Source organism: Shewanella sp. SM20 (genome assembly GCF_025654545.1).
Taxonomy (GTDB): domain Bacteria; phylum Pseudomonadota; class Gammaproteobacteria; order Enterobacterales; family Shewanellaceae; genus Shewanella; species Shewanella oncorhynchi.
On sequence record NZ_JAKKRK010000018.1, the window covers coordinates 28049 to 41196 of the forward strand.

Here is a 13148-nt window from a genome sequence, read left to right on the forward strand (position 1 = left end):
AAAAAAGCCAACAGTAGGGGAGGCAATAGCCAGCCTTAGGGACTAGGAAGCGACATGCAACTATTGCTCCTTCAGTAATTTGGGCTGGAATAGGCAGTAAGGCTATGTCATTGAAGGAACCAAAACCAAGAGATAATAATAATGAAATTCAACAAACTCGTGATTGCTATGGGAATGGCCTGCGGTGTAATACTGACCGGCTGTAACGATAGCGAAGATAGCACTACGCCTACTGAACCTGAAACTCAACTGCAAACTTTTGCCCCCAATGGTTTACTCAAAGCCAGTATTCGCCGTACTACCTATGGCGTGCCGCATATCCAAGCTGACAACTTAGAAAGTTTAGGTTTTGGCAGCGGTTATGCGCAGGCACAGGACAACTTATGTGTATTAGCCGATGGTTTTATCAAGGCGAACTCACAGCGTTCTATGTACTTTGGTCCCCATGCGTCGATTGACTTCACTACGGGTCAACCCACGGCGGAAGATAACGGTAACCTTATCTCAGATTTTGCCTATAAAGCGCTAAAGATCAGAGCGCAAGCCGAAGAAAAATGGCCGAAATTTAGTGAAAATTCTCGGGCACTTATCCAAGGTTTTACCTCTGGTTATAACCAATATCTTGCTGATGTCGAAGCGGGAACACAAACGGCAGAACCTTTCTGTGGCGGTCAGCCTTGGGTGAAACCCATAGTGCCAGAAGATGTGGTGACTTATTTGTTTTCTATCGCCTTATTACCGGGCGCAGCTAACTTTCTCGATCTGATTTTTTACGCTCACCCAGGAGATGCACAGGAATACATGCCGCGTATCGTTGGGCCCGCGCCTAGCCAAGACCAAACTGCGTTTGTGGCCGATATGCAGTCTAAGTTGATTGCCCGCGCGGCTCGTATCACGACACCAGAAACCAATCCCCGCGATTTAGGTTCAAATGGTTGGGGTTTAGGCAAGGATAAAACCGAAAATGGTAAGGGCATGGTGCTAGGTAATCCGCATTTCCCGCATACGGGTAACCTGCGTTTTTGGCAATCCCATATTACGATCCCAGGGCATTTAGATATGATGGGCGGCTCGTTAGTGGGTATGCCTGGACCGATTAATATTGGTTTCAATAAAGATCTCGCTTGGACTCATACCTTCTCTACCGCTGAGCATTTTGTGATGTTTAACCTTGAGTTAGTCTCGGGTGATCGGATGCAGTATTTGTTTGATGGTAAACCTATGCCGATCACCAAAGAGACGGTATCGGTTCTAGTGAATGCAGGTCCTGCGGGCATGCTGGTCGCCGAGAAAGATATTTATACTACGGCCAAAGGCCCTATGGTCGAAGCTCCTCCCGCTTTAGCGCCTTTTGGTTGGGATGATGGCAGTGCCTTTATGATCCAAGATGCCAATATGGGGACTATGGACCCTGTTGACCATTGGTTAGCCATGAACATGGCCACGAACAAAGAACAGTTCCAACAGGCATTTAAGGACTACGATGGTGTCATCTTCAATAACACTATGTACGCCGATAAAGAGGGCAATGCTTTCTATATCGACGACTCAACTGTGCCAGGATTATCTGAATCGGCAGTTGTGTTGTTAAAAACCTCACCGGATATTAAAGCGGCTAAGGCTAAGGCCGGATTTACGATTTTACCCGGCAACACTTCACTGTTTAGCTTCGATGGTCCAACGCCCTATGAGCGTGCGCCCAAGCTTGAGCGCAGCGACTTTGTGCAAAACTCCAATGACTCCTTTTGGTCGACTAACTTGAATGAACCGCTGACTTACTTCTCGCCTATGTACGGCGCAGAGGCTGGACAGCTATCACTGCGGACACGGATGGGCTTGAGTTTAATGCAGGACGCCGCGGGGGCTGATGGCAAGTTCAGCTTGGAAGAACTCGAAGCGGCTGTGCTGTCGAATCGCAGTTATCTCGCCGAGTTAGTGCTGCCTGACTTGATTGCCCAGTGTGATGCCCAAGGCAGTACACCTGTGGTGGTGTCGGCGAGTTTATCTAAGGATGTCTCTTCGGCTTGTGCGGCATTAAAGGCGTGGAACGGTAAGCAAGATAACGACAGTAAAGGTGGTGCTTTACTACGTGAATTTGCCCATCTATTCAGCCAAACAACCATGTTGACCCAAGGATTCGATCCCGCTAATGCGGCAACGACACCTAAAACCTTGACTACGGATGGTAGTGCCTTAAAGGCCTTGGCGCACAGTGCGCTTAACCTTGAGGCCGCAGGCTTTGCCTTAGATGCGCCATTAGGGGATGTGCAATTTGTGGAGAAATCGCTGCCAGATGGAACGCCAAGCGGGTCGCGTTTACCTTGGCCGGGTAGCCATAATGCTGAAGGTGGATTTAACGTGTTTTCAACCAGTTTGTCGGGGGATGACACTTTGATCCCGCAGCACAAATACGCTGCTGTGATGGATGTGGTCACTGGCAAGGCAATGAGTTCTGGCTTAACGGCGAAAGGGTACCAAGTGCGTTACGGGTCGAGTTGGATGATGGCGGTGAACTTTACCGACGAGGGGCCTGTGGCGCGGGGGATTTTAACTTACTCTGAGTCGAGTAATATCTTAACGCCTGCGTTTGCCGATCAAAGTATCTTGTACTCGAGCGCTAAAAGCTTCCGTCCTTTGTTGTTCAAAGAGTCTGACATCGCCCCTGCTGTAGTATCGACAACGGAGCTGACACTACAAAAACCATAAGTCAGATTTTGCGCTTTAATCGTTAGCGGCTCACTTCGGAGTTGAATCTGGATGAGCCGTTTTTTATGCGTGTTTGCGACTGATAGCGATTTGTAAAAATTTAACATTAATGACTGTGATCTCGATCTACCTTAGGTGTGAGTATGCGGCGACTAGTCTCGTTTTGTTGATTTTTGTGATGCATGCCCGGTTAGCTGTTTTTCTCGGCGCTTATGCGATGTCACTGGATTTGGCTTGAGGTGAATATCTTGTATTTTTAAGTGGCTTTTTATGTATATGTTTTGATGCTGCATTGAAAACTTATTACATTAAATCAGCGATCTAGATCTCAATATCAGTTTATTATGAAATTCCCTTACATAAAGCCGTGTCAGATCAACTTTTATGGGCTTTTTTTGGTTATCCTTAGCGCGAATTTATTATGCTAGTCACACCGTAAGGTAACTTTTATATGCAAAAAGATGCGACCAGTGTTCTTAGAACACCTCAAAGCACACAGAATCTAGATTCAACGAAACACTTACCTTGGACTCGCCAAGACACGACTTGGATGTTGAGTTTGTTCGGCACTGCCGTTGGCGCTGGAATTTTATTTTTACCTATCAATGCGGGCATGGGCGGCTTTTGGCCTCTTGTGTTAATGGCAGTGATCATTGGTCCTATGACCTATCTTGCCCACCGTGGTTTATCTCGTTTTGTTTGTTCATCAAGCATTCCTGGTAGCGACATTACTCAAGTAGTTGAAGAGCATTTTGGTGTTGGCGCGGGTAAAGCCATTACCGTACTGTATTTCTTTGCTATCTACCCGATTGTATTAATTTACGGTGTAGGTATTACCAACACTGTTGATAGCTTTATCGTCAATCAGTTAGGCATGGCATCGCCACCACGCTTCATTCTATCGGGTGTATTGATCCTCGGTATGATGGCTGTCATGGTCGCAGGTGAGAAATTCATGCTCAAAGTGACACAATTGCTGGTGTATCCGCTGGTGGGTATTTTGGCCTTTATGTCTATCTACCTGATCCCTGAATGGAAAATGGATGCTTTACTCGTTGTACCAGAGGCGGGTGCATTTTTAGGCACAGTTTGGTTAACGATTCCAGTTTTAGTGTTTGCCTTTAACCATTCTCCAGCGATTTCACAGTTTTCTGTGTCATTGAAACGTGACCATGGCGCGAATGCTTCTCGCAAAGCTGATGTTATTTTACGTAATACTTCCATGATGTTAGTGGGCTTTGTGATGTTGTTTGTGTTTTCTTGTGTGCTGTCATTATCGCCAGCACAATTGGCCGAAGCGAAAGCTCAGAATCTACCGATTTTGTCTTATCTTGCCAACGTGCATTCAAGTGGTTTTGTGAGCTACTTTGGTCCATTAATCGCCTTTATCGCGATTGTGTCTTCTTTCTTTGGCCATTACATGGGCGCGACAGAAGGCATGAAGGGGATTATTGTTAAGCAGCTAGACACGAATAAAAAAGGTATTTCAGAGCAAAAAATCAACAAATTTATTCTGGTGTTTATGTTTGTGACGATTTGGGCCGTGGCAATCAAAAACCCAAGTATTTTGAATATGATTGAAGCTTTAGGTGGCCCAATTATCGCGGCTATCCTGTACTTGATGCCTATGTACGCTGTATATAAAGTGCCAGCATTAAAAGCGCACCGTGGTCGCATCAGCAATATCTTCGTGGTTATAGCGGGTTTATTGGCAATGACGGCTATTCTGTTTGGCTTCTTTCGTTAAGTTTTAATCTTAGTAGGAACGCGGTTTGAATGTGAATCGTGAGTCGTAAAAAGAAAAGGATCGGGCCATTGGCCCGATCCTTTTTTATTATGTATAAGATTTGAATCGCTTATTTTTCTTCGTACATTAAGTAGTAGCTCTGCTTCATCCCTAACGCTTGATAGGTCTGCTGTGCGGCGAGATTTTCTTGCTCGACATATAAACGGAAGCTTGCGGCACCACCATTGGCTTCGGCCAGTTGTTTGACTTCGCTGTAGAGTTTGGCATATATGCCTTGGCGACGATTTTTCGGGCGAATATACACACTCTGGATCCAGTAATAATCCTTCGCACGCCAATCGCTCCATTCAAATGTCACCATGAGCGAGCCGACTAGCTCACCTGCGATTTCAGCGACCAGGTAAAACCCTTTTTGCGGGCTCTCAAGTAGCGTGCCCACACCTCGAGTCAGTGTCGCTTCATCTAAGGCTAGGCCTTCGGTTTCTTGGGCCATGGCCTGATTAAACTGCACTAAGGCGATTAGGTCTTGAGCCTTAGCTTTACGAATCAACATACTACAACTCCTAGGCGGTTATTTGGCAATACCGCTCTTGTTTAGTAAACAACATTTTGTGATTCACTTTATCATGGAACGACGAGGGATAACGAGTTTGGCAGTGGCAGGTTAGGCACTGATATTATTTATTGCTGTGGATATTTGTACGACTAAAGTCTTATCTGCTAGGCTTATCTCTAGTGTCCTTTCGCTGAACTAAGTGAGTTAATGATGGGATTTATTAAGTCTACTCGCCGCTATAAACTTAAGATTTTACCCGTCTATGATATTGCTGCTGATGAACAGATAAATCATCGTCTGCATTTTATTTTAACGCTGTTGAGCTTCGGTTTATGGGGTTTAGTTTGGTGGTGGTTGGTCTTAAAAGCTAACGGTAAGTCCGACTTTATTTTCAGTGGTTTTGATGACGATTATTGGAGTTATTTGATTGAGCGTGAGCAACCGCCTGCGTCGCTTTATCGTCAGCAAATAGCACCAAAAAAAGTCACAGAATATTTTGATGCTTAAGCAGGAAAACTAACATCTCAGCGGCCAATTTAACAAAGTTGGTTTGGTTAATATTACTGATTTTAAGGCGGTTTAGCTCAACGTGATCCAGATCATCCCTCGATTAAAACCCCTCTGCTAGACTCGGCGATTGCCCCATTTAGACTGAGAAACTAGCGCGCTAGTTTTGGTCTTTGCCCCATCATAGTTTCGAATTCAAGGTTATCAATATGACAAAACAAAAGTCGTCAGCATTAGGCCGTGTTTGGTCTCGCTGGATGTCAGTGCCGCTGTGGCTGCAAATTGTTATCGGTATGGTGCTAGGTATTTTAGTGGGCATCATCTTCGGCGAGCAAGCGACTCACTTAAAACCGATAGGCACCTTGTTTGTTAATTCCATTAAGATGTTGATTGTGCCATTGGTGTTTTGCTCACTGATTGTAGGCGTCACTTCGATGCAAGATACGAACAAGATGGGGCGTATTGGTTTTAAATCTTTTGCGTTTTATCTCTTTACCACGGCTATCGCGATCACTATCGGTTTGATTGTCGGTTATGTTCTTCAACCCGGTGCAGGTTTAGGTTTGTCATTGGCAGATGGCACGGCTCAAACTGCCAAAGAAATACCTTCTTTAGTCGATACTTTGATCGACATAGTACCGACGAACCCTATTGCGGCTTTAGCAAGCGGGCAAATTTTGCAAGTTATAGTATTTGCGATTGTTTTAGGTATCGCCTTAGTGCTGATTGGCGAGCATGGAAAACCTGCAATTAAAGTGTTCGAAAGTTTAGCTGAGGCCATGTATAAAATGGCCGACATGGTGATGAAGCTCGCACCCTACGGTGTATTTGGTCTAATGGCTTGGGTAGCGGGGGAGTATGGGATTGATATGCTCTGGCCACTGATCAAAGTCATTATTGCTGTGTACCTTGGCTGTATTATTCATGTGATTGGATTCTATAGTTTTTTACTGCGCGGATTTGCGAAGTTAAGCCCGCTGCAGTTTTTTAAAGGGATTAGCAATGCCATGTTAGTGGCGTTTACCACGTCGAGCTCTGCGGGCACGCTTCCTGTGAGTATGAAGTGTGCGAGTGAAAATTTGGGAGTTCATAAGAAGATCTCTAGCTTCGTGTTACCGCTAGGCACCACAATCAATATGGATGGCACAGCGTTATACCAAGGGGTCACAGTGCTGTTTGTGGCACAAGCGTTTGGTATCGACCTGACTGTCGTCGATTATCTCACCATTATTTTAACGGCGACGTTGGCCTCTATTGGTACTGCGGGAGTGCCCGGTGCGGGTTTAGTGATGTTGACTTTAGTACTTACAACCGTAGGGCTTCCCTTAGAAGGGGTGGCATTGATTGCGGGAATTGACCGTATTTTAGATATGGTGCGTACTGTGGTAAACGTCTCCGGTGACTTAGTGGCGACGACTGTCATTGCAAAGTCTGAAGATGAGCTGGATATGGCGCATTATAATGCCGACATAGATCAAAGCGCCGTAATAGCCGAACAGAATATCGCCCTCGAAATTGCAGCGGCTAAGAGTGTCAAAGCATAGGGAGCTTTTATTGCTAGTTCGTTAACTAAAAAACCGCCATTGGCGGTTTTTTTATGCTGACAAGTTTTATGGTTACTTCATTTGGCTTAACACTAACACTGGCTTGTCGTCGCTGTTAAGTAAGGTAAGTCGACCTTGTACTAATTTTGCTTTGGTAACTAATGGCATAGCTTGCATCACTTTGTGCTCTTGCTGCATTAGGGCATCCACGCAGGCTTTCATTGTGCTACCGGCAGGAGATAGCTTAAGCTCTTCGCCTTGCTGAGTATATTGACCGAAAAAGTTATTGCAGCTGTTGTTGCCGTGTAATTTACCTTCGGCCTCAAAGGTGATTTGCGCTGGGCTGTAATCGATAGTCGGTTGGCCTTGGACCATTTCAATGTGCCAGCGGCCTTCTAATGGAATGGTATCATTTGGGGTGATATCGGCACTTTGGCAGGCTGTGATGCCTAAGAGTAATGCACCTAAGATGAATGTTTGTTTTAACATCGTTGCGGTTCCTTTTTTCCATGATTATGGCCATAGTGTGACAAGTTTTTCGTAAGATCTAAAGAGGTTTATATGACAGGCTCATTTAAAAGTACTCTGAATTTGTTGAAGTTTTTACATTGGTTAGGTGTATTGATGCTAGTTTGTGGACTTGGGTTTTATATGTTGACGCAATGGAGTCTAGAGATAAGCGGCATGTTATTGATCTCAAGTCTGATTGGTTTAGGATTAGTCTTAATGTCGCCCTATCCTGTGGTGCTGTTTATCCAATGGGCGAAGCGCCAAGATGAGCATCCCAAGTAATTTTGTACTGCCTAATTAAGTCTAAATTTCATTAAATCAAAGCTTTGCCGAATCTGCGGCGGGATTATCGTACAAGCTTGAGTCAATGGCGGGTTCTACTGGCGTGTCTGCGGCTTGGGATACAGGTGGGCGCATTGAATCGAGTTTACCCCGTGCGAGTTCCATCATAGGTGCAAGTTTGGCGCTGGATTCTGGGGTAAAAAAACTGTAGCTCACATCGAGTTTTAGCTGATGGTTTTGTTGTTCTAGCTGCTTTTCTACTCGCTTCATAATATGTAGAACATCCCGTTCACCATCCACAAAGGCCAGTACCACAAATTGAGTGCTGTTGTAATGGGCGGCAACGTCAGCGGTTCTTATCGTATCTTGGATTAACTTGCCTAACAGTCTGTGGTGATTATTTTCGAGTGGTATTGGAGTGTTATCCGTGCTCAGTAATTCAAAGAAGATGATACCTGCATGGGCGCCAAAGCGGCGGCCTAAATTGAGCTGTCTTGGCGCCATCATCAAGAAGCCGTAATGGTTGAGCATGCCCGTTTCTTGATCGCGCATCGAAAGGGATTCAATTCTATGGTTCTGACACAGAAGGGATAATTCCTGTTGCAGTAAAATCTGAAACGGTTCGAGCATAGCGGCATTGACTAGTGGCTCTGTTATATGCGGGTTGAGTACACACAGGGCACCAAATTGGCTACCATCCGGCCAAGCGATAGGACGTGAGAGAATATACTGAATACCATCAAAATCCCTTGGTAAATCCTCTAACATAAAGCTGCCGAGGTTTTGATATAAAACATCAGGTTGGCTGTTTTGTATCTGTGTAAAAAGTTCGAGTTCTGCGGAGTACAAAGTGCCCGCGGTAAATTGTGGTGTTTCAGTGATTGCGCTGACAATGATCTCAAATCCTGCGCTGGTCTTTTGGAATATAAAAACCGTGTTAGCGTTGTAATAGCTTTTGATGAGCTCACATTGGTGCATCCAGCGAGTGAGATTCACTTGTTGATTGTCGCTATCAAGTAAACTCAAGTTGGGATTAATGGTTTCTGGCAACATACAAACGCCTAACTATGGCTAAATATCCATTAAGTTTGGGAAATAAAAGGATATTTAGCAAATCAAAGCCCTAAATATTGCCTTGTTCTTGCTGTGCCTATTAACCCAACCGAGTATACTGGCGGGCTGAAATTGGGCCAAAAGCAGAAATAATGCTGTGAGAATACTGTGAAAATTAGACTAGCCTTACCCCAAGATGTTGATTTATTAGCGATGCTAGAGAAAAAACATCTTAATGATGAATTAGCTTCCGCCAGTATGGGGTTACAAGGGCAAGCTTTTTCCCACGGTGAACTGAGCGAATTAGTGCAGCATCATTGGGTCGTAGTGGCACTGGTAGAACAGCAGATCGTCGGTTATGTGATTGCAGGCCGTTGGGGATTTTTCGAACATTGGCCCATTTACCGCACTTTGTTGAATCGTTTAGGGCAACTCGATTGGGATGGACCTAAATTAACTAAGGTCAATTCTTGCCAATACGGGCCGATATGGGTGCAGCAAGCCTACCGTGGGCAAGGGATTTTCGAGGCATTAGTCCATGAAATTCGTCGCCAAGTTGCTCCGCATTTTAGCTATATGTTGACCTTTATTGCTGAAGATAATGAACGTTCCTTTGCCGCTCACTCGGGTAAAGCGCACATGCAGGTGGTGGATTTTTTCACTGTGTCGGCGCGGGATTACTATTTAATGGCGGCAAAGACCCAAGCTTAGTTGTTCGATGATAGAAATTAAGGATTCAATCTCTACTGTGTAAATAACCCGAGTTCAGGTTAAATAACGGAGATAAATACATGCATGTACAATTTGTTGAGTCACTATTAACGGTCTATGCCGAAGTCAATTTATCGGCTTGGGACAACTTGAGATTGGTCCTATCTGAGTGCACTCACCATGAATGTGAGGCGAGGGGATTTGAAGTCGAGTTTTTATCTGACTTAGGTGCATTGCAGCATTATTGGGTACAAGTGGGGAACATTTGGCTCGATTGTGGCCGAACCAATGCCTATTCAGCGACGTTAACGCAACTGACGGATGAGCAAGTCAGCCGCGCGAATACAAAAAAGGCGCTGGAGTGCGCCATTTTATCCCAAGAGCAAATTGGTCTACTTTGCATGCAAAACGCCCATTTCGACCATTGCTAAGGGCGCTTATTCAGCCAGTTTCTCAATCGCTTTTTTGATCAATACTTCTTCATCAGAAAGATGCGCTGAGGGGTAGTGGTGACTGTGCCTATGATCTCAACCCCTTGTTTTTCATAAAACACAGGTGCTTGAATCGATAAGGTATCCACTTGAGCTACCAAGCAACCCCGCTGTTTCGCCTCAGCTTCGGCAAGTGCCATCAGTTTATGCCCAAGCCCAGAGCCTCTGGTTTGGTCATCAACCCAGACAACATTGATTAAGAAGTTTTTATAGATAGTCCGGCCACCCACACCACCAATCAACTTGCCATTTTCATCACGTGCTATGACAGTCAAAGGCACTGATTGCCCAGCATTAAATTGCCAAACGCCGTCTACCAGCGCATCCACAATCGCGATATTTTCTTCACTAATAACTTCAAAGTTCATGTCAAAAACTCTTTCTGGAATGTGATTACTTTATAAACGTAAATGTTATTTCTGTTGTATTCAACTTTTGATTGATCTCACTAATGTTAATCATTATCATTCGCGAAATCATTTATAAGTTACATTTGTAAACTAAGTTTACTAAACAGGAGAGGTTTATGTTATTTCGTCAAACTTGCTTGGCAGTTGCCATTACCGCTGTATTTACGGGTAATTTTGTCCAAGCCGAAGAGGCTCCCGACAGAAAAATGGAAGTTATGGTTGTTACTGCCTCTGGATATGAACAGAAATTGGTTGATGCACCAGCCAGTATTTCTGTTATCACCCAAGAAGATTTGATGATAAAACCTTATACCACTCTCCTAGATGCAGTGCGTGATTTGGAAGGGGTTGATATTGGTGAAACCCGTGATAAAACAGGGCAAGGTACCATCAGTCTACGCGGTATGGGATCTGACTATACCTTAATCCTTGTCGATGGTAAGCGTCAGAATAACCATGGTGATATTTATCCAAACAGTTTTGGAGGCAATCAATTTGGTCATGTACCACCACTTGATGCTATTGATCGAATTGAAGTTATTCGCGGGCCAGCATCAACGTTATACGGTGCAGATGCTCTCGGTGGTGTGGTGAACATCATCACTAAAAAAGTGGGCGACGAATGGTCTGGCTCTATCACTCACAGCCGAACTCATCAAACCAATGATGCCTATGGCGAAGATATCACTACCGATTTCAGCGTGATGGGTCCCCTCATTAAAGGCGTTCTTGGGTTATCGATTCATGGCAGTATTTATGATCGAATGGGGTCTACACCAGAGTACGCACCAGTAGATTATCCTAATGGAGAAGTACGCACTCGTTCACTCGGTTTTGGTGGTGGCGGTAAAACCGTCGATAACGAAAATCATATGTTAGGTGGGAGTTTAAGTTGGACGCTAAATGAACATCACAAAATTTGGTTTGATTTAGATTCCTCATCTCAAGATTATGATAATACGCCACTGATCAATGATAACGGTGAACGCGAGTATCCGCTTGGTACAGTTGATAATATCGATAGTCTCTGGATTGCCAGTAACTTCTGTAAAGGCGGCGTAGGTTCCCGTGAGGCTGCTTGTCTAGCCAGCGGTGGTGAATGGGCAAGACGCTCAAATCCGCGAGCGGGTTACAGCGAGACTCAAAAATTTACCCGTGATGCTTGGGCGTTAACCCATGAAGGTGCTTGGGATTTTGGTACAAGCTTTGTGTCACTATCCTATGTCGACACACAAAATAATGGCCGCACACTGCCATTTACCACTGCTGAGCGAGTATTACTACTGCAGATGATTGATGGTAAAGGGGATTACATCGGCATGACTGAAGCCGAACGTAAAGCGATTGCTGAATCCACTTTCCTGCCTAGACCTAAACGCGAAATGGCAAGTAATCAATATACGCTTGATATGAAACTCGATATTCCATTTGAAGCTGCAGGAAATCATGTCGCAGTGACGGGGGCGCAGGTGATTCGTGGTGAGTTGAAAGACGGTGTATTTGGTATGGAAGAAGGTACGCCGGGCGCAGTACAAGAACACAATATGTGGTCTGTTTTTGCTGAAGATACATGGAGCATGACTTCTGATTTATCTGTTACTGCGGGTTTACGTCATGATGATCATGAAATATTTGGCAACCAACTCAGCCCACGTCTATACGGCGTTTACACCATTAATAATGAGTGGACTGTAAAGGGTGGGGTGAGCACAGGTTTTAAAACACCTAAAACCACACAATTGTATGATGGTGTCGTTGGCTTTGGTGGCCAAGGAACCTCACCGCAATTTGGTAACCCAGATCTCGAAGCTGAAACCAGTGTGTCCAGCGAAGTCGCCCTGTATTGGTCCCATCCAGATGGCCATAATTTTAACGTCACTATCTTTAAAAATGACTTTGACGATAAGATTGCTTCACAACCCTGTGGTAAAGGTACGAGCATAGAATGTTCCGATGCGGGTGAATATGCTGATTTAGGTTATGCAGTCAGTAGCAAAACAGTCAACATAGATAAAGTTACTATTCAAGGTGCTGAGCTCGCGGGACGTTGGGAAATTCTAGATGCCTTAACGTTAAATGCTAATTATACCTACACAGATAGCGAGCAGAAAAGCGGTGCAGAGCAAGGCCGTCCACTCGGGAACAGTGCCAAGCATATGGCAAACGCGACATTAAAATGGGAGTTGACCGACTCATTTAACGTATTCTTGACCTCAGAATACCGTGCTAAACGTTATCGCTCTTGGGATATCATTAATGATGCTGCACTTTACTATAAAGGTTATGACGTGTTCCATCTTGGTGGTTCTTATCAGGCGAGTGAGTTTGTCACCTTCAACATGCGAGTAAATAACTTATTTGATAAAGATTTTACTTCATACGATATTGTCTTCACCGAATGTAGTGACACTAGCACCACTTGTGTCTCTGACGATAATGGCCAAAACGGATACACAGCATCTTACGTTGATGATTTTAATAACAAAGATAAGGCCCGTAACTTCTGGGTTGGTATGAATGTACGTTTCTAAACGAATACCCTGTGCATTAGCCATTATTTGATATTCATGGGCGATAGATAAAACTGAGAGTTACCCGTTTGATAAAGGTATCCACTATCAATTAAACAAT

The 13148-nt window shown here is 44.5% G+C and carries 12 protein-coding genes; 8 read left to right on the forward strand and 4 right to left on the reverse strand.

The features are described 5' to 3' along the window. Window positions 1-141: 141 nt before the first annotated feature. Together L5M18_RS09435 and L5M18_RS09440 are read left to right on the forward strand one after the other, a co-directional pair. Window positions 142-2706, forward strand: coding sequence for an acylase (locus L5M18_RS09435; protein WP_263196697.1), 2565 nt, complete (start codon window positions 142-144; stop codon window positions 2704-2706). Window positions 2707-3157: 451 nt separating this feature from the next. Further along, the gene (locus tag L5M18_RS09440) at window positions 3158-4453 is read left to right on the forward strand and encodes an aromatic amino acid transport family protein (RefSeq protein WP_263196699.1); all 1296 of its coding nucleotides are present in this window, start codon (window positions 3158-3160) and stop codon (window positions 4451-4453) included. 109 nt (window positions 4454-4562) lie between these two features. Here L5M18_RS09440 and L5M18_RS09445 read toward each other — a convergent pair whose 3' ends face one another. After that, window positions 4563-5006, reverse strand: a complete 444-nt coding sequence (locus tag L5M18_RS09445) for a GNAT family N-acetyltransferase (RefSeq protein ID WP_105250107.1) — start codon at window positions 5004-5006, stop codon at window positions 4563-4565. 213 nt (window positions 5007-5219) lie between these two features. On the opposite strand from L5M18_RS09445, the gene L5M18_RS09450 reads away from it, so the two are divergent. Both L5M18_RS09450 and L5M18_RS09455 read left to right on the forward strand, forming a co-directional pair. Further along, a complete protein-coding gene (locus L5M18_RS09450) occupies window positions 5220-5516 on the forward strand; it encodes a hypothetical protein (protein WP_113939800.1) in 297 nt (98 codons plus the stop codon). A 209-nt stretch (window positions 5517-5725) separates the two neighbouring features. Continuing rightward, entirely contained in the window at window positions 5726-7060 is a 1335-nt protein-coding gene (locus L5M18_RS09455) for a dicarboxylate/amino acid:cation symporter (protein ID WP_028761637.1), read from the forward strand. Between the two features lie 72 nt (window positions 7061-7132). Here L5M18_RS09455 and L5M18_RS09460 read toward each other — a convergent pair whose 3' ends face one another. Beyond that, window positions 7133-7549, reverse strand: coding sequence for an META domain-containing protein (locus L5M18_RS09460; protein ID WP_263196701.1), 417 nt, complete (start codon window positions 7547-7549; stop codon window positions 7133-7135). Window positions 7550-7621: 72 nt separating this feature from the next. On the opposite strand from L5M18_RS09460, the gene L5M18_RS09465 reads away from it, so the two are divergent. After that, window positions 7622-7852: a hypothetical protein gene (locus tag L5M18_RS09465; RefSeq protein ID WP_263196703.1), complete on the forward strand. Its 231-nt coding sequence runs from the start codon at window positions 7622-7624 to the stop codon at window positions 7850-7852. A 36-nt stretch (window positions 7853-7888) separates the two neighbouring features. On the opposite strand, the gene L5M18_RS09470 is transcribed toward L5M18_RS09465, so the two are convergent. Beyond that, window positions 7889-8905: a GGDEF domain-containing protein gene (locus tag L5M18_RS09470; protein WP_263196705.1), complete on the reverse strand. Its 1017-nt coding sequence runs from the start codon at window positions 8903-8905 to the stop codon at window positions 7889-7891. Window positions 8906-9073: 168 nt separating this feature from the next. Between L5M18_RS09470 and L5M18_RS09475 the strand changes: the two genes are divergently transcribed. Then, entirely contained in the window at window positions 9074-9616 is a 543-nt protein-coding gene (locus tag L5M18_RS09475; protein WP_263196707.1) for a GNAT family N-acetyltransferase, read from the forward strand. Between the two features lie 80 nt (window positions 9617-9696). Continuing rightward, entirely contained in the window at window positions 9697-10047 is a 351-nt protein-coding gene (locus L5M18_RS09480; RefSeq protein WP_263196709.1) for a hypothetical protein, read from the forward strand. Between the two features lie 38 nt (window positions 10048-10085). On the opposite strand, the gene L5M18_RS09485 is transcribed toward L5M18_RS09480, so the two are convergent. Then, entirely contained in the window at window positions 10086-10475 is a 390-nt protein-coding gene (locus L5M18_RS09485; RefSeq protein ID WP_263196711.1) for a GNAT family N-acetyltransferase, read from the reverse strand. 158 nt (window positions 10476-10633) lie between these two features. Between L5M18_RS09485 and L5M18_RS09490 the strand changes: the two genes are divergently transcribed. Beyond that, window positions 10634-13048, forward strand: coding sequence for a TonB-dependent receptor domain-containing protein (locus L5M18_RS09490; protein ID WP_263196712.1), 2415 nt, complete (start codon window positions 10634-10636; stop codon window positions 13046-13048). Window positions 13049-13148: the final 100 nt, after the last annotated feature.